Raw genomic sequence first — 18,483 nt, 5'->3', positions numbered from 1 at the left:
GCATCGACCCGCACCTTTGTTGCATCGACCCGCACCTTTGTTGCATCGACCTGCACCTTTGTTGCATCGACCCGCACCTTTGTTGCATCGACCCGCACCTTTGTTGCATCGACCCGCACCTTTGTTGCATCGACCTACAAAAATTAACTCACCTCTAACTGTCCTCAGTTGTACCTGGTGGGAGCAACCGCTTCATTTGGTGAGCCAATAATTCTAGTCCAGCATCCTTGGCAAAAAATCCGTCTGCTTCTGGACACATTTGTTTGCCATGCACCTCTAACTCATTTTTGCTCATGTAAGCCGTGACGAGGATGACTACAGGAGAACGAGGCAAGCGGCGCTTGAGAGCGGTAACGATTTCCATGCCATCTGTATTTAGCTCATACCGAGCCGTAGGCAGGACGAAATCGACCAGAAATATATCGTACTGGTTTAGTTCATCTAACTCCCACAAGAAACTAGACACTGACTTATAGATTGCTATAGCATATTCTTGCTTCAGAAAGCGTTGGATGATGCGGCACCAGTGTTCGTCATCATCCAAAATCGCTAGCTTGTACATGGAGATTCAATTCCTTTTTTGACCAAGAAGACTAATCATATCCAAAAAGGCATCGTAGTCAGTTATGGGTTTGGTATAGCAACTGTCAGCCCCAGATTGGGACAACAGGAGATGTTGATCGGCCGGCATGGTGTAAGCCGTCACCAGGATAATTGGTAACTGTTTCCACTGTGCCTTTAAATGGCGCGACAGGACGGAGCCATCGACTTTTTGTCCTTCCCACCTAGCTCCCGGCAAATTGATATCCATAATCACCAGTTCTACTGCCCCCGCTTCGCATTGTTGGAATATCTCTTGTGGTTCAGCAGTAATAAACACCTGATGACCCCCTAAACGTTCGATTAGTTTGGCGGTTCCCTTAGCTAGGAGTTGATTGTCTTCAACCAGCAGGATGTTCAAGACTGTCACCTTTGATCTGACTCGGTTCGTTCAGAGGCAGGGTAAAAGTCACCGTGTTTCCCTGCCCTAGTCCTGGGCTTTCAAGCCATATCTTACCACCCATCAGTTCCACTAATCGCTTGCAGATAGTCAGCCCTAAGCCTGTACCCCCGTAGGAGCGCTGGGCAGAACCATCAGCTTGCACAAATGGGGAAAACAGTTGCTCTGAGTTTTCCATCTCAATGCCGATACCTGTGTCGTGTACCGAGATTTGAGCCATTGTCCCAGTACTATCGACGACAGCCCGGACATCGATTTGACCCTCATCGGTGAATTTGAAGGCGTTATCCAGCAAGTTTGTCATCACCTGACGGACTTTGATCTTGTCGGCGAAAACAGTCTCGATTTCACAGTCGAGTGTCAGAGGAATTGCCTTGTAGCGGCTTTCGGCACCTGAAAGGAAACATTGCTCTTGTAAAAGCTGTTGCAGATAAACTGTCTCTAAATCTAAAGCTATGCGCCCGTCTTCAATCTTGGCAATGTCAAGCACATCGTTAATGATGGTAACTAGATTTTGCGTCGATTGGTAAGCACCATCTATATATTCGCGCAACTCATCTTCGTCTTCATAAAGGCGCTCTTTGAGCAACTTTAAATAGTTTAAGGTCGAGGCCAGAGGGGTTCGCAATTCGTGGCTGGTAGAAGCCAAGAAGTTGCTCTTGAGGCGACTCACCTCTTCGGCGGCAGCTCGGGCATGAGAGAGAGCTTCGTTGTGCATCTCAACTATCAGGCGTTGCTGGCGTTCGCGGTGATAGAGGCGGTTTTGCAGCACGGCCAGCGATAGGTGAATGTTCAAAGACTGGATGAGTTCCATCTCTTCGATGCTCCAGGGATGAGCTTTATCTTCTTTGAGCGCCTGCCATTGCGCCATTGACTGGCGGGGTCGCTGTTGGCGCTCATCGTCTTCCTCATAGCCTGGCCAGAGATTTTTTGTGCCGATTTGGTCACGAAAGAATGTTAGATACCCCAGGAATTCTTTACCATAATACAACGGTTGAACAATCAAACCCCGAATCGGTGTGGTCTGGAAGGATTCAATCAGTTGGTGCAGACGTGGTTCTTGCTGAAGGTTAATTACCACTCGCAGGGAAGGTTTATCTTCTTGAGTTAAGGCGGTGTCGATGGGAACAGGAGTTTCCCCTACCTCTTGCCAAAGGGGATGATTTTCTAGTAAGTGTGGTTGCTCAAGCTCGGATGGAGCCGGCTGATTTCCGTAAGTATAAAGATGGGCTGGTAAAGCCTCATCCGGGGAAGTTAGGTACAACCTTCCTCCAGAACTGCCAGAAGCTTTGACTGCTTCCTCCAGAACGTTATGCAAAATCTCTTCAGGGGTCAGAGGCGCGTGCAGCATAGTGGCAATCTGATTAACGATCGCATCACGCTGCTGCTGTTCCTGTACCTGACTCAGCAGATTCGCCTGGGTAATTGCCAGTGAAACCTGGTCAGCGAGCAATTGGACGACCAGCAAATCCTCAGATGTAAACTCTCTGGGTTCGGCATGATGAGAGATCAACAGCCCCCAGAGTTCCTGTTGATAAATTATTGGCACTACCAGAGAAGATTGCACACCCATCTGGGTGAGATAGTCTACATGGCAGGGGTCTACCGGACGGCTTAAGATATCTTCGAGGGGTTGCTCTTGCACTTCTTCAACGGTCAAGTCCCCGAGCGCCGTCGTTTTGGGAGCCGGCAGCGAGTTGAGGATAATTCGCTGTTCACTGACATTGACAATGGAGCGGGTACGTGCTTTGACAAACAAAGCCCGCGCTTGGGGCGGAATGTCATCAGATGGATAGTGTAATCCCAGCAAAGAAGGTAGGCGGTTGGGGGCGCTGGCTTCGGCAACGACGTGTCCATGCCCGTCGCGATCGAAGCGGTAGACCTTAGTTCGGTCGGTTTGCAAAAATGCCCGCAACTCGACTACAGTTGCATCCAAAATCTCTTGCAGGTTCAGCGATTGCCGGATGCGGTTCGCCATCCGAGCCAGCAGAGCTTCTTTGCGTTCAGGAAGGAACTGATCTTTTAGATTTCTAAAACCGGAATTTGTAGCCACCTCTTACTCTCGACTTCTTAGAATAATTACTTATTATTTAACTAGGCTAGCAATTACCATCGCTAATTTTGCTGGTTCTATTGGCTTAGTCAAATGTTCTTGGAATCCTGCTTGGAGAATTTGTTCCTGGTTTATCTCTCCAGCATAAGCTGTCAGTGCGATCGCTTGGATCTCTCCCCCTTGCTGTGGCGGTAGCGAGCGAATTTGCCGAATCAGCATATAGCCATCCATTTCTGGCATCCCAATATCACTTAAAATAATATGTGGTTTCTCAAGTGCAAAGGCGTCTAGTGCTTGAGAAGCTGAGGCGAAGGCACGCACAGAAGCACCATACTGTTGCAGGATGAAAACTATTAGCTCGCGGGTATCAACTTCATCGTCCACGACTAGCACATTTATCCCTTGAAGATTAGAAGAATCGTCAGGCAAACTTTTGTCTTCACTTGTTTGAGGCTCGGCACTCTTGATAGGTAACAACACAGTAAAGGTTGCACCTTTATCATCTCCTTCACTTTCTGCTTGGACTGTTCCACCGTGCAGTTCGACGATTTGACGAACGATCGCTAAACCAAGCCCCAAGCCGCCAAAGCTTCTTGTTGTGGTATTGTCAGCTTGACGGAAGTAATCAAATACGTGAGGCAGAAATTCTGGGTTGATGCCTTTACCCGTGTCACTCACTTGGATTTGCGCTTGTGTACCCACGCATTCAAGTCGTATTTCCACCTGCCCCCCAGACGGTGTGAACTTAACAGCGTTAGAGAGCAAATTCCAGACGACTTGCTGCAAGCGACTGGGATCGCCTAAAACTTGCCCTACATCCGGTTCAAATACCGTTTTGAGTTGAATTGACTTGGCTTGAGCCGCTAGACGCACGGTATCAAGGGCTACTTCAACGACGGCGGACAGGTCAACAGAACTGATCTTCAGGCTGAGTTTTCTTTGAAGAATGCGGGAAACATCCAGTAAATCTTCCATCAGCTGAGACTGCAACTTGGCATTGCGCTCAATGGTTTCTAGGGCATAAGCCGTCTTTGCTTCATCAAATTTGCGGGTTTGCAGGAGTTTTGCCCAGCCCAAAATCGGGTTGAGAGGGGAACGCAGTTCGTGAGATAGAACAGCGAGGAACTCATCTTTGAGACGGTTGGCTTGTTCAGCTGCATTTTGTGCCGCTTCGCTAACCCCACGGGCGGCTTGCTCACGCCGTGCAGATTCTTCGGCTGCTTGACGGGCGTTACTACTGTGAAGAACAGTGGCTGTAAAATTTGCGAAGCTTGTCATCAGCCGCAAGTCTTCTCGATCGAACTGCCGATGCTCATCGTGGGATACAATCCAAATCGTGCCAAGTGGTTGATTGTGAATCAATAAAGGAACCATGAGTATCTCAACGATTGCTGGCTTAAACTCTTGCAAGAAGGTGAAATACCGTTCTGGATAGGAATAGAGCAGGGGGGCTTGACGTTCTAGGCAGATGCCGCAGCAACTAAAGGTGTAAAGAGTGGGAGTTTGTTCATAGGCTTCTAATATCCCGGCTAGTGCGACCCAACGGCAAATATCTTCCCCGTTCGGAGTCACCTCAAGTAAGCTGACACCTGCTGTTTCTGCTTGACACAATTGAGTAATTATTTTTACAAGCTTTTTGAGCAGAATTTGAGGCTGCTCAACTACTTGCCCTATCAGGGTATGAAGTGCATCGTTTTCTTTCTTGAGGTCAGTGGTTCTGGGTATTCTATGGGACAATTCTTCAGTGATGAGAATATCGTCTAAACATATTTGCTCCACTTCCTCATTCGTCATTACACTACTCCGCTTCTAAGAAATATTGCCTAAGCAGTTCCTGTCCAGATTCACCAAGTTTCGTAACATTTCTTCAATTTTTATCAAGAAAAAATCAAAATTCAGAATGGATTCTGAATTTTAAATAAAAGAGTTTTATACACCCGCCTAATTAGGGGATTTTACAATCAGGTGGTAGTATAAAACCCTTTCATTCTTACTCCTGGATTTTGGCCAAGCCCTCCGGGCAAGGTAGGAAGTAGGAAAAAAGAAAAAGTTTTTGAGAAAGTCTTATTCCAAGACCTATTTGGAGACAGGCCACCATACCGGAGGTATGGTGGCCTCCAATACCCTTACGGACTCGCTACCCTACACTCAGTTGTGGTTATAATCCCCCATTGATTGTTAGGTTTAGCATAGATGCCCCCTGCTTTCTTTTCTGGCTTCCTTTGATTCGCATAAAACAAAGACTACGACAAAATGATTTGCCCTTGGTACTTCCTGAGGGAAGATTTTGGAAGTTCCTTCTAATACCAGCAATGGTTTTTCGGATGAAAGCCAATATTAAAAATAACTTGCGATTGATAGTGCTAAGGGAAGCGATGCCTGCGGCGAGCTACGCTAACGCTAAAATCTAAAAAGTGACCAATACTTTTGGCTGCGAGATTAACATTGTGTAGGTATTAATCAACACAGTTGACTTACCTTAGCCGCAAGTTCTGCGGGGTTCATCTGCTCGTAGTGTTCAAAAGGTTGATGAATCCAGGGGTTGTCAGGCAGATAATCAACATAATAATTGGGTGTTATAACTGAACAGGCTTTATACCAAAGAACGGCGGTGCGAATTTCCTCAAGGGGAAAATCAGTATTTTGCTTGAGCCAAGGTATAGTCTGCTGGAGTGTGATGCCAGAGTCTACTAAGTCATCGACTAGGAGAATGCGCGAACCTAACTTTTCGGCAGTCATCGTTAAGTGGCGGGAGAAAATTAAATTACTTCTCTCTTGCTTTCCAGTGCCACTGTAAGATGAGGTTGCTAAAATTGCCAGCGGCTGCTGGTATATACGGGAAAGAATATCTCCGACTCTTAGTCCTCCTCTGGCAAGACAGATAATCTGGTTAAATTCCCAACCGGATTCATAAATCTGAATAGCCAGTTGTTCAATTTTTTGGTGATAATCTGACCAAGAAACATAAAGGTCTGGCATAAGTCTAACGGGAGTGGTAGATAGCTAGTATTGAAGGCGATTGCAGACTTTTTATTTTAGTATGAGTGCAAAGTTTTATGAATGATTCTGCTGCTGATGGCGATGTCCAACGAAATCCTCTCAGTGAAAAACTCGACTTGAAAACAAAGCTGGCTTATGGTGCAGGAGATTTAGGACCAGCAATTACTGCAAATATCTCCGTCTTTTTTCTGCTGGTTTTCTTTACCAATGTCGCTGGTATCCCTGCGGGTTTAGCTGGCAGCATTTTGATGATTGGCAAAATCTGGGATGGGGTAAATGATCCGGTTGTCGGGTTTCTGACTGATAAAACGAAATCTCGTCGTTGGGGTCGTCGTCTTCCTTGGATGTTTTATGGAGCAATCCCCTTTGGAATTTTCTTTTTCTTGCAGTGGATTGTACCGCAATTTAGCGCAAATCAGAGTGAGAATATTTGGCCGCTGTTCTGGTATTACGTAGCGATTGGGGTAATATCTCAGGCGTTTTACACGGTTGTGAATTTGCCTTATACGGCAATGACTCCTGAACTAACTCAAGATTACGACGAACGCACTAGCCTTAACAGCTATCGCTTTACATTTTCTATTGGTGGCAGTATTCTGTCATTGATTTTAACGCAAATTGTTTTTTCTCAAATTAGCGATCGCCAACAACAATTTCTCGTTTTAGCAGCAGTTTGTACTGTAATTTCTATTTTAGGATTATATTGGTGCGTTTTTGGAGTCCGCGATCGCATCTTGGCTTTTGAGGCTAAACGCATCCAAACCGAGGAACCTGCATCTCTCCCCTTCTTTGAACAGCTAAAAATTGTCTTTAGCAACCGACCTTTTTTATTTGTTATTGGTATATATCTTTTTTCTTGGCTAGGCGTACAGGTAACAGCCAGCATTATTCCCTATTTTGTAGTCAATTGTATGGGTCTTAAAGAATCAGACGTGCCCACAGTGATGATTGCAGTCCAAGGAACTGCCCTGCTAATGCTATTTGTTTGGGGTGCATTGAGTAAAAAAATTGGGAAAAAAGTTGTTTATTTTCTGGGAATGAGTTTATGGATAATAGCAGCAGCCGGACTATTTTTCTTACAACCTGGTCAAATAGTTTTGATGTATTTTATGGCTGTCATGGCAGGTATTGGTGTATCCACAGCTTATCTAATTCCCTGGTCGATGATTCCAGATGTGATTGAATTAGATGAACTGCAAACTGGACAACGCAGAGAAGGCATTTTTTATGGCTTCATGGTTTTGCTACAAAAATTTGGTTTAGCTTTCGGGCTGTTTTTGGTGGGAAATGCTTTGCAAGTATCCGGTTTCAAAGAAACTGTAGCCGGAAGTCCACTACCTATCCAACCGGAATCGGCATTGTTTGCTATTCGCATTGCTGTTGGGCCGATACCTACCGTTTGTTTGCTTTGTGGCTTAGTTTTAACGTATTTTTACCCAATTACCCGCGAGATGCACGCAGAAATCATGCTGAAACTCAAAGAACGACAAGAAAAAAAGGGAAGTTAACTAATTCGTAATTCGTAGTTAAGAATTCAATTACGAATTACGAATTACGTTAGCGAAGCGGTAGCGAGTCTTCGAGCGTCATTACGAATTATTTTAAATGGTTTCTGTAAACATACCAGTTCGAGCAAACTCTTCTTCTTCGGGGGTGAAGAGTGGAGGTTTATCTACAAGGCTAGGCTCAAAGTAGTATGTCTCTTGCAGAAACTGTCCGCTAATGACAGCTTCCTCTAAATCCTGGATGTGGTTCTGTGCAACTATACACGCTTCCTTGAGGTTATTCTGATCGCCCTTCTCTAGCAGCTTTGGTAATTCCGTTTTTAACCCTGTCAGCCGCGCCAATGGCTTGAGAATTCCGTAGATGTTGTAGATGCGAGCAGTTTCTATGCTGGTGTATTTGAGGGCATTGGCTCTGGCTAACTCAGAGTCAAGGCTAGGCCAAAAGCGGGTGGTGTAGAATGCCTTCTCATCCTTTTGATACCACTCCTCTGATCGCGCAATGGAAGAAGAAACGGTATTATGTAGCTTCCAAAAGAATAAGCGTAGGGAGGAACCATCTACTACGGTAGATAATTTCGCCTCCAGTGACACCTCAAAGTCAGTCAGGTTAGGATCGCGCCCAAGCACAAGGTATTCCACAGGATACATATCCACTTCCTTATTTTGCACAACGTACATATTCAGGTGGTGGCGGCAATAGGGACAGGGGTACATCGTGGCAAACAGTTGGAAGAAGTCTTTGAATATTGCCACTGCGGCTTTTTGCTGTACATCGGTCTTGGTACACACAATCTCAGCCGTGGTATGGAAGAAGCGCCAAACTGCCGGGCCAATGTAGTAGGGGAAGCTGACTCGCATCTGGGAATCTTTCACCTCAGTCCGATCTAGATAGACATCAATGAATGCTACATACTGCGATAGCGCCCCTGATTCTCGTCCAAATTCTAGGCGTTCGCGCCGTTTCTGCACTCCATTCAGGTAGTGATGCGTTAACCGCCATGCTTGTTTGAGGATCAATTTCTGTTTGGGAGTGCAATGGAGAAAATTTTCGGCAACATCCGCCCCGTAGCGGTTAAATTCTCCTGAGTTTTTTGTACACTGATACCACTCATCTAAAGCTGCCTCGTCGGGTACGGTGTTACTTGGGATATCTGCTGTGGTAGAAACACTAAACGCTGCCAACAACTTTGGCATAAAGTCCTCATACCAATATGCTACTGGCATGATTGCACCATCTATTTCCTCGGTTGCTTGCGAGAGGATGACGCGGTTCCACTTGTTCAAATAGTCTTTTGGATTTCCCGCAGATTTAGTTGGTGGTGGAGCCATTTCTTCATTCAGTTCTATTCCCCTCAGACGATTGAGTTCGTTAATGGCTAGCACACCTTCCACGATGTCACCCAAGCTGAGACTTTTCTTTTTGATGGTAATCGCAAACTCGACTCCAGCTGCAAACTTTTCTTTGACATTGGCAAATTTACTCCGCGCCTCTAAAATTGCTTGCTGCTCTGCCAACATTTCTGGTGTCTTTGCCACTGTTTGCCAGTTTTTGATCCGCTCCTGCAATCGGGTATATTCATCGGCAATTGATTCAACCACTGCATCTAAGACGGGGTAGCAATCCTCGGATACTATACCTAATGATTTGTACAGTGCGATCGCTTGCTTAACAAACTCCACAAAATCAGTAATTCTGTATGGTAAGTTTTTCACCCGCAAGTGAGTTTCATGGTTGGCGGAGAAACTCTCACGAAAGCTGCGGTAAGCTGCTCCTTGAATCAAACGAAACAAACCAATCTGCATTTGTAAGCGGGAGGTTCCGCTTGTTTTCTGATTTGGTGAGTTTGGGTGTTGTACTAACTGTTCTCTTAGCTGTGCCAACTCTGGAGTCGTTGCTTCTTGCGTCAGCTGGGTGCTGGCTGCTGCGGCCTCATTGGAAGTAGCAACTGTCTTGAGTGAACTGTTAAGGGAAATCGGTGAGTCTTGATAGCCAGTTTTGCTCTCTGACTCTTCCGGTACTAGCTGACAAAATTCCTCAAAGTCAATTGAGCCATCGCCATCATGATCTACTTCCCGTAACATCTCATTCAATTCAGCGTCTGTCAGCCCAAACTGAGTCATAACAGTCCGCAACTCGGCGGCAGTAATTTCACCGCTACCGTCTTCATCAAAGGCGCTGAAGGCTAACTTGAGGCGGCTTTGGTGATCGCCTACCTTAGCTATCATCAGCGTTTTAAATTCTTCAAAGTCGATAGTGCCTGACAAGTCAACGTCAATCTCCTTGATCAAGTCCCGCAGCCCCGCTTCCGTGGGATTTTGCCCAAGCGATCGCATTACGTCTCCCAGTTCGTCGGTTGAGATCGCTCCGTTGCCGTCTACGTCTAATACCTTGAAAGCTTGCCACAATTTTTCTATTTCTTGTTCATCAATCATGGTTTTGTTCCAATTCCATAGGTGTCACTAATAAATTTATTACCATGTTTTTTAACAGCTACTTCAATGCTGACTATTTATGTTCAGTAAATAGCAAGTATCAGGAACGACTGAATTTTATCTCAACGTTATTTGCAGTCGCCTTGTAAATTTGTCAGTTGCTTATTGTTGCAATAATAGGACTTACGCAATAACTCTCTCAAACTCTTATTCCTTTGTGTCCTTTGCGTCCTTTGCGGTTCGTTTTTTCATTATTTTGCGTAAGTCATGAATAAATGCAGATTTACGGGTTTAATTGCAACTGCTTTTAGAGCAACCAAGTAAGTCAGTGAGAATAAACCAAACTATATTAAGTAATACAAAAAATCTTAAAATTGTTTTCTAGCAAGTGTTTTAGCCGTCATCTAAGAACTAAATTTCTCACTACAAACCTTTGATTATTTATGCTTTTATAGTTGGAAAAAGTTTGAAAAGTATTAGGCGAATAGAATTCGCTACTACACAAACATAGACGCTTTGCGACTTCCCGCAGGGTAGTCCACCTCCGTGGACTAATACATCAAGGGTTTAACCCACGGAGGTGGGTTTTGTCTGTATAGTTGCGACTTCTAGTCGCCCGGTGAGTAATAAGCTGCCGTCGCTATGCCGTGATGCTAACTTCTGTTGTCATTGTTTTGCCATCACGTTTCTAGCTTACGGCCAACCATATACCACAAACCCACGGCATAGCGAATGTAATTGAGTTCTGTAAAACCTGCTTTGGCAAACTCGTACTCGAAGTTGAAATGGATAAAGTCATCCAACCACGGTTCTTGAAAAGAAGCGCTCAGGGCGTATTCACCACGATAGGTGTCAGCATATAGTACCCAACCTCCGGGTTTGGTGATCCGGTACATCTCTTTAAGAATCTTAGGCGTCCACTCTTTAGGTGTCTCGTGGAAGAGTAGTGATGATGTGACAATATCAAAAGAGTTGTCAGGGTAACCAGTATGACGAGCGTCCACCTGCTCAAACGAAGCCCGCTCACTAAATCCAGCCTTGTTAAACTTGTGCTGACTAATCACCAGCATGTAAGGCGAAACATCAGTAACGCGAAAATTCGCCTGTGGAAACCGCCGTGCCAAGGCCAGCGCTCCCTCAGCCGTACCTGCACCAAGCTCTAACACCGTCTCAATTTGAGTGTCTTCAGGAATGAGTTCAGCCATTTTCTCGCGCAACTGCTGGCAACTAACTTTGTGGCTGAGAGGAATAATGGCATCCATAGCAGCATCCCAGGCTAAACAAGACTGAGGGTTGGTGTAGGAATCGGTTAGGCCATGAATGGGAGCGTGGATGTAATCAGGGTAATATTCATGTTCGGTATGGTAGCCTTTGAGTTCCTCTTCCCAATTAATGGAGGCATATTCCTGCATTACTGAGGGCATGGCTGCGGTAATGCGTTGCATCACCTCGGTTCGATACGCTTCTTTCTCCTGTGCAGTCCATCTTGGCATAAATGAATATCTCCTACTTACACTCGTTGCTGGCGTTTCTATACTCAAACCTAAGAACGAGAAATAAACTGCAAATACAATATAGTCTAGTCTCTTTTTTATATGAGATGCCGATCGTTTCTAGGGGGTGCTTTGCGCCATCGCCTGAAAACTTTAGTTTAGATGTAGTTGCCGAAAATTTTAATGGGTGCGATCGTCTGTTAATAACTCGTCCACGAGTATAAAAGACTCGTCCGCGAGTATAAAAGACTCATTCACGAGTATAAAAGACTCGTCCGCGAGTATCAAAGACTCGTCCACGAGTATCAAAGACTCATTCACCAGTATCAAAGACTCGTTCGCGAGTATAAAAGACTCATTCACGAGTATCAAAGACTCGTCCGCGAGTATCAAAGACTCGTCCACGAGTATAAAAGACTCATTCACGAGTATCAAAGACTCATTAGCAAAGTTATGGCACTTATCCAAGAGTATGATTTGCTAGGTACAAGATTCCTACACTTAAGTAAGTCGGTGCAATAAAACCAAACTATGTAAATAAAAGTAAATAAAGCTCAAACTCTTTCTCTCCCTGCTCCCTGCTCCCTGCCCCCTGCCTTATCGCAACAATAATTATTTACGCCGACTTACTTAATTGGCACAGCCAACGACAAACATCTCTCTGCTCAATGCCTAATTTCTTGTATTTGCGATCGCAAACTGACTTAACCTAAATATATGCCTTTAGCAGAGGTAAATTCAAAGGCTATGTTCGATATTTAATTAAATAGTAAGTATCAGGAACAACTGAACTCAGTCTCAAACCCACTTGCAGTCACCTTGTCAATTTATCAGTTGCTTATTCTGACAACAAATATGGCTTTACGGGATTGATTGCAAATCCTCCTATATAAAGTATCAAAAGTTTTCTGTCTCCGCTTATAAAAGCTCCTTTGCCTCATTTCAACTCATAGAAATGAGGCAATTTTCTATGTAGCTATAGTTAATTTAAATAGTCAAACTCTTTACCGATACTATTTTCTCAGCTTCATCTACCGTAATTTGCGCCAACCCAAATTGTTCAATTACTGCTGCATTCGTCGTCAAATGTCTACTCACCTCAGCCACCCGGTACTGACTTTCTTGTGACGCTAAAGCCGCTGGTAATAATAACTGATCTGCTAAATGTTCATCCACTGGTGCGCCGGTTTGATGAAACTCAAGCAGCTGCTGACAAGCAATTTCTGCAACTGTTTCCGCCGACAACCGTAATCGCCCAAACCCACCAAAGCCAGTCAAGCTGTTCTGATACTCAGCAGTTAGGAAAATACCCGCCCCAGGTGCCACACCTCTTTCTCGCAAAGTCTGTACATGAACTTTCAAATGGGCTTCTCGTAACAAATTCTCGGCACGATTCGCCATCCGTTGCGGAATATGGGAAGGCAATTCTGTCACCACTGCTAGTCCCCGCACCTGTTGTAACTCTCCTCGTTCCAGCAAGTTGATCCCGTTGAGTTTACCACCGCCACTCACCTGCAACTCTACCTCTCCTCCACCTTGGGGAAACCACCCCCAAGCCCCTAACTTGACTTGGGCTTCTACACCCATGCGTTGCAATATTGGTAAATAAACTTGCTCAATGTACGTCACTGTCGGACTAAAGTTTACATGAGTTCCACCCTTTAGCGTTACTTGGGAATTGCCCGATGCTAGTGCCAAAGGTAAGAGAATTGTCTGTAAAACTAGAGCGATCGCACCCGCAGAACCACCTTGTTGTGCTTTACTAACATCAAAGGTATAAATTCCAGCTTGCACAGCACTACCTGGGATGAATTCCAGCAGCATTGAACCCAAAGCATCACCCTGTAGTTGGGCATTACAAATTCTCGCCGCAGCCCGAACTGCGGTTAAATGTTGTGCTGCTAATCCTGGCTTTTTGCGTCCAGCGCGAATGCCTGTAATTCGTATGGGTTCGCCAGTGATGGCCGCTAGACTTAAGGAAGTGCGAAGAACTTGTCCGCCTCCCTCTCCGTAGGAACCGTCAATTTCAATCATGGGCGATTTTGGGATGTTGGATTTTGGGTTATCCCCACGGCTCTTAAAATCAAACCACAAATTATAAACGCCTAACAACTAGCTTTTTCAAGCGAGGTTACACAAATATACACAAAAAGTTCTAATAAGCTGTTACGCATTTAATTTGTACATTTACCTGATGACTGTTGACGGTTAACAGTCAACAGTTAACGACCATCAAGAATATTTATATACTTTAGACGCGCATCAGCTTATGTGTTTCTGTATTTTGCTAATTTTGAATTTGGAATTGAAGAACCTTGCTTTTACCGGGATTCATCAACCCATAGGGGTCAACTATTTCCTTAAATTTTAACTGCTCAGGATCAATAACTTTTCTGCCGCCGTCTTCAATAATATATGTGTGGGGATTGGCAATACTCACACCCTGTTCTTCGTGATAGCGGATAATTTCGTTGAGGCGTTCTTCTGTGGTGTAGCGTACAAGTTGCAAAGCACCAGGAACTACGCTACCGGTCACCCGAAAAAATTCCAAATGCATCATTACTTCATCGCCGAAGTGATGATACATATGCTCTACTACTTGCAAACTGCGCTCGCGAGGAAACATACTTTGTAAGTAGGTAATTGCAGTATCTACACTCCGGGCGTGTAAGGTAGTGTGGTTCCAGCAAAATTCTGCTAAATGTGTACCTTTGCCTGCTTCCTGTGCTGGTTTTTCATAAGTAATTTTGCCGCCATATTGCTGCACCAAACCCGGTAAGAATTCCAAACTCGATTCAGCAATTATCAAAAATACTGGGTGAGTCCCTTCAGGAATGTATTGTTGTAGGGCGTGAAAGTATTGGGGGATTTGGGATGCAAAGACAGAAATCAACTTCTTAATCATGCCATCAGCATTGCCAACAGCCTGACCAAACTTGGCTGCTGTCATAAACTCGTCAAAGGTGACAATGACTTCTGCCCAAGGATAAGCTGGCCCCAAGGGGATTTCCACTTCGGTGATGATGCCGTTAATTCCCCAAGCGTGATTCACCTTTTGCACATCGTCGCCGCGTAACTCAATCACACGGGGTTCATCTTCTACAGTTACCACCCGCAATGCTAGGATATTACCGCGATCGCCTAGTAATCCATATTGTATTGAACCAATGCCCCCACTCCCCCCAGCAATAAATCCGCCAATTGTCGCTGTGCGGTACGTCGAGGGGGCCATGCGGATTTCCCAGCCGATTTCTCTGGCTTTTTTATCCAAAGCCGCCAACTTCACCCCAGCTTCTACCCGCGCTACCCCCGGTTTTATCCAAGGAATCTCTTGCATCCGCGTCATATCTAAAATTACGCCACCATGCAACGGCACGCACTGCCCATAATTACCAGTTCCCGCACCCCGCACTGTCACGGGTACACGGTGTTTCGCGCAGGCGGCTGCAACTTTTAAAACCTCAGCTTCATTGGCGGGACGCACTACGATATCCCCGACTTTTCCCTCTAGTTTCGGCACAAGTACTGGGCTAAAGGTGTGATAATCCTGCGATAATTTTGCAACTTGGGCGGAGTCGGTGATGGTTTCTATGCCTTTTAGAGAATTAATTAGAGCATTTAATGTTGTCATAGCTTATATCCTTATTTTTAACGCAGAGGGACGCTGAGGGAAGCGCAAAGGTTCGCAGAGAATTAACTCCTCTGCGTTCCTCTGCGTAAACCTTTGCGCTCCTCTGCGTTTTAAAATCTTAATTCTCATGTTTAACAGCACTTTCATGCCACTTACTTAATATAAAGTCAGATAGGGCGCTCAAGCTGACAAAAATTAATACACCCAACCCGGTTGTGAGGAATAATGCTGCAAACATCCGAGGAATTTGTAAATTGTAGCTGGAGATTAAAATTCGGTAAGCAATGCCAGATTTTGCCCCACCAGTCCCGGCGACAAATTCAGCTACAACTGCGCCAATTAATGCTAAACCACCGCTAATTTTTAAACCGCCTAAGAAATAGGGCATGGCGCTAGGTAAGCGCAGATACAGCAGTGTTTGCCAGCGAGAAGCTTTGTAAAGTTGAAATAGGTTGAGCAAGTTTCGGTCAACACTGTTGAGTCCTAATGTAGTGTTGGATACAATGGGGAAAAAGGCGACAATCCAGGCACAAACAACTAAAGCGGCGAAGGTGTTATTTTTTAGCCAGAGAATTATTAAGGGTGCGATCGCAACGATCGGAGTTGTTTGTAAAATTACTGCATAAGGAAATAAACTGCGTTCAATCCATTTACTTTGGGTGAACAAAATCGCCATGAGTAAACCAGAAATAGCCGCAGCAATAAAAGCAACGACTGTGATTTGCAGTGTAATTAATAGTGATGGAAAAAGCTCGTTCCAGTCAGTAATTAAGGTTTTAAATACTAATAAAGGGCCAGGAAGGATATAAGGAGGTAGATGTGTTATCCGCACAAATATATCCCATAAAAATACTGCTATAATACCAACTCCCATCGGTGCCAAAACGTCAGCAGAAAGAAACTTGCTCGATGTCTTTTGTGATTGGGTACGACGGATAAATAGCATATAAATTCAAAACTTTAAATTGGGGCAAAGCTCATAGCTTGGGCTAGATGCTGAGAAATTTCACGGCAATATCGGTTATACAGCAATGATGTGCGAAAGTCATCGCCACGGGGATAGGGAGCATCAATTTCTACATCTGCTACAATCCGTCCGGGACTTATCCCCATGACTAGCACCCGATTTGATAAGTACACTGCTTCGTAAATATTGTGAGTAACAAAAACCACCGTCCAGCGATGTTGATGCCACAAATCGAGTAAATCACCATTGAGTTTGCTACGAGTAATTTCATCTAATGCCCCAAATGGTTCATCCATCAATAGGATATTTGGCTGAGTAACTAATGCCCTAGCAATTGATACCCGCATCTTCATCCCACCTGATAACTGGCGGGGATAGTTCTCCTCAAAGCCTTCTAATCCTACTAGCTCTAATGTCTGCTGTACCAATGCTTGGCTGTCTTTTTTGGAAATTTTCGCCAACTTCAGCGGTAGGCGCACATTCTCCCTGACATTTGTCCAAGGCATGAGCGCGGCATCTTGGAAAACAAAAGCCAGCTTTCTTGCTTGCTGAGTTATACCCCAATCAATACTACCAGAACTTATGCGTCCTAATCCGGCAATCAGGCGCAGGACTGTACTTTTACCGCATCCGGAGGGGCCAACTAAACTAACAAATTGCGACTCTGGAATTCCTAAATTCAGGTCTTGCAGGGCAACAGTGCCATTGGTATAGACCTTACTAATCTGATTGAGTGTGACAATGGGACGGTTACTCATTCAAAAATCTGGAGAATAGCAAGCGATCGCTTACGTCTTGTAATAGCCTACCCCTTTATTCACAAATTGCAAGGTGTATGCGTCTTTGTAATTAACATTAGATTTAGAAATCTTAGTAGCAACCATGCTGTCAAAGAGTGATTTCCACTTTGTGTCACTCATCGCCCCAATGCCTTGTTTTTCTGAGGCATCAGAAAGGATAATTCTATATTCTTTTAGCTTTTGAATACTATAGACAAGTTGCTCATCCGTCATTTCTGGATTATCTTTTTTAATTAACTCATTACCTGGTTGGGGATTTTCCAGGTAGCTATACCAACCTTTAATTGAGGCATCAACAAATCGTTGCACTAATTCAGGATTTTTTTCTACTAGTTCTTTTTTGGTTTCAATAGTGGTTGCATACGGTTGATAGCCATAATCTGCTAATAAAAATACCACTGGCTTAAAACCGCCCTGCTTTTCAATCGCAAAGGGTTCAGACGTAATATAACCTTGCTGGGCTGAATTTTTGTCAGTTAAAAAAGGAGCAGGATTAAAGTTGTAAGGGCGCTTTTGATCGTCGGTAAAACCGTACTTTGCTTCCAGTAAAGGCCAATAGGTAATGTTAGCAGAAGCGGAGACATAAATTGGTTTGCCTTTGAGGTCGGCAAGGGTTTTAATTGCTGGGTTGGGATGTGCAATAAGACACCAAGGGTCTTTCTGAAAAATTGCTGCGACTGTGATTTTAGGAATACCTTGTGCTATGGCGTTCACGGCATCCATGCCATAACCCATAAAGAAATCTACCGCATCCCCCATCAACAATTGAGTACCACTAGGAACCTGCGGGCCACCCATTTTGATAGTTACATCTAAACCGTAGTCTTTGTAAATACCAGTAGTGATTGCCTGGTAAAATCCGCCGTGTTCTGCTTGTGCTATCCAGTTTGTACCAAAGGTTACTTTATCCAACTGAGAATTGCTAGTTGACGGTTGGTTGCTGTTAGTACAAGCAGCAATTAAGCTACTGCCAATCCAGATAGAACCGTATTGAATAAAATTGCGGCGACTAAGGCGATGAATTGCTGTTGATGAGGGTAATGACGGATTCATAAAACAGTATAATGCTCTCTCCTATCTGCCGTTGTAGCTGAATCTAAATGTACATTCTAGAATCAACTTTTGATTCACTAGGGAATAGGGCTGAATTTCTAGAGCACGTTTAAAAGCTCTGATAGCTTCACCATACTCTCCTAGTGCCGCATAACACAAACCCATTCCGTGAAGCGCCCCAAAATGTATCGGATTTATCTGCACAACCATCTGACAATCTGCCAGAGATTTTTGATAATCACCAATACTGTAATAGAGGAAAGCCCGGCGATTCCAAGCTTCGGCAAAATCTGGCTGGTCTTTGATTAGTGCAGTCAATGCTGTTTCGGCTTCAGCAATTTCACCTGCATCCAGTAACTTTTGACTGCGATCAATTATTTCCAGCCCATAGATTCCCTTTTGCTGAAACCAAATCCGCCAGATTTTTCTGGTTGCCTTATCCCGGACTGTGGCATCGGGGTTTTTCAACTCTTCAAGTAAGGAATTGATAGATAAAGAATCCATGAATTTGAGATCAGTGAATATACCTTTGTATTAACTTTCTCACA

General features: G+C 44.5%; 14 protein-coding genes. 1 reads left to right on the top strand and 13 read right to left on the bottom strand.

The features are described 5' to 3' along the window. Positions 1-154: 154 nt before the first annotated feature. The 5 genes from F8R90_RS18005 to F8R90_RS17985 all read right to left on the bottom strand — a co-directional run bounded on the left by F8R90_RS18005 (position 155) and on the right by F8R90_RS17985 (position 6,032). The gene (locus F8R90_RS18005) at positions 155-562 is read right to left on the bottom strand and encodes a response regulator (RefSeq protein ID WP_196511854.1); all 408 of its coding nucleotides are present in this window, start codon (positions 560-562) and stop codon (positions 155-157) included. A 6-nt stretch (positions 563-568) separates the two neighbouring features. Continuing rightward, positions 569-970: a response regulator gene (locus F8R90_RS18000; RefSeq protein ID WP_331000679.1), complete on the bottom strand. Its 402-nt coding sequence runs from the start codon at positions 968-970 to the stop codon at positions 569-571. Continuing rightward, positions 942-3,053 carry a sensor histidine kinase gene (locus F8R90_RS17995; RefSeq protein WP_196511852.1) on the bottom strand — a complete coding sequence of 704 codons (2,112 nt, stop codon included), beginning with the start codon at positions 3,051-3,053 and terminating at the stop codon, positions 942-944. Before F8R90_RS17995 ends, F8R90_RS18000 begins: the two co-directional genes overlap by 29 nt. A 33-nt stretch (positions 3,054-3,086) precedes the next feature. Beyond that, positions 3,087-4,847, bottom strand: a complete 1,761-nt coding sequence (locus F8R90_RS17990) for a hybrid sensor histidine kinase/response regulator (RefSeq protein WP_196511851.1) — start codon at positions 4,845-4,847, stop codon at positions 3,087-3,089. 666 nt (positions 4,848-5,513) lie between these two features. Further along, the gene (locus tag F8R90_RS17985; protein WP_196511850.1) at positions 5,514-6,032 is read right to left on the bottom strand and encodes a phosphoribosyltransferase; all 519 of its coding nucleotides are present in this window, start codon (positions 6,030-6,032) and stop codon (positions 5,514-5,516) included. A 77-nt stretch (positions 6,033-6,109) separates the two neighbouring features. On the opposite strand from F8R90_RS17985, the gene F8R90_RS17980 reads away from it, so the two are divergent. Beyond that, positions 6,110-7,561 (top strand): MFS transporter, encoded by a 1,452-nt coding sequence (locus F8R90_RS17980; protein WP_196511849.1) that lies wholly within the window; start codon positions 6,110-6,112, stop codon positions 7,559-7,561. A gap of 93 nt (positions 7,562-7,654) precedes the next feature. Here the strand turns inward: F8R90_RS17980 and F8R90_RS17975 are convergent, their stop codons facing one another. From F8R90_RS17975 to F8R90_RS17940, 8 genes are all read right to left on the bottom strand, one after another. Beyond that, entirely contained in the window at positions 7,655-9,991 is a 2,337-nt protein-coding gene (locus F8R90_RS17975) for an EF-hand domain-containing protein (RefSeq protein ID WP_196511848.1), read from the bottom strand. A gap of 680 nt (positions 9,992-10,671) precedes the next feature. Further along, the gene (locus F8R90_RS17970) at positions 10,672-11,484 is read right to left on the bottom strand and encodes a class I SAM-dependent methyltransferase (RefSeq protein WP_190893847.1); all 813 of its coding nucleotides are present in this window, start codon (positions 11,482-11,484) and stop codon (positions 10,672-10,674) included. Positions 11,485-12,471: 987 nt separating this feature from the next. Then, the gene (gene rtcA / locus F8R90_RS17965; RefSeq protein WP_196511847.1) at positions 12,472-13,518 is read right to left on the bottom strand and encodes an RNA 3'-terminal phosphate cyclase; all 1,047 of its coding nucleotides are present in this window, start codon (positions 13,516-13,518) and stop codon (positions 12,472-12,474) included. Between the two features lie 253 nt (positions 13,519-13,771). Further along, on the bottom strand, positions 13,772-15,115 hold the full coding sequence (locus tag F8R90_RS17960; RefSeq protein ID WP_196511846.1) for an FAD-binding oxidoreductase: 1,344 nt from the start codon (positions 15,113-15,115) through the stop codon (positions 13,772-13,774). 118 nt (positions 15,116-15,233) lie between these two features. Continuing rightward, positions 15,234-16,061, bottom strand: a complete 828-nt coding sequence (locus tag F8R90_RS17955; RefSeq protein ID WP_196511845.1) for an ABC transporter permease — start codon at positions 16,059-16,061, stop codon at positions 15,234-15,236. A 14-nt stretch (positions 16,062-16,075) separates the two neighbouring features. Beyond that, on the bottom strand, positions 16,076-16,840 hold the full coding sequence (locus F8R90_RS17950) for an ABC transporter ATP-binding protein (RefSeq protein WP_196511844.1): 765 nt from the start codon (positions 16,838-16,840) through the stop codon (positions 16,076-16,078). 30 nt (positions 16,841-16,870) lie between these two features. Further along, positions 16,871-17,935, bottom strand: a complete 1,065-nt coding sequence (locus F8R90_RS17945; protein ID WP_196511843.1) for an ABC transporter substrate-binding protein — start codon at positions 17,933-17,935, stop codon at positions 16,871-16,873. Positions 17,936-17,956: 21 nt separating this feature from the next. Beyond that, on the bottom strand, positions 17,957-18,439 hold the full coding sequence (locus tag F8R90_RS17940; protein WP_114084950.1) for a tetratricopeptide repeat protein: 483 nt from the start codon (positions 18,437-18,439) through the stop codon (positions 17,957-17,959). Positions 18,440-18,483 lie beyond the last annotated feature (44 nt).

The organism is Nostoc sp. NZL (genome assembly GCF_015714705.1).
GTDB classification, from domain to species: Bacteria; Cyanobacteriota; Cyanobacteriia; order Cyanobacteriales; family Nostocaceae; genus Nostoc; species Nostoc foliaceum_A.
Note: the sequence above shows the minus strand (reverse complement) of the source record. Positions and strands in the feature narration are given on the sequence as shown.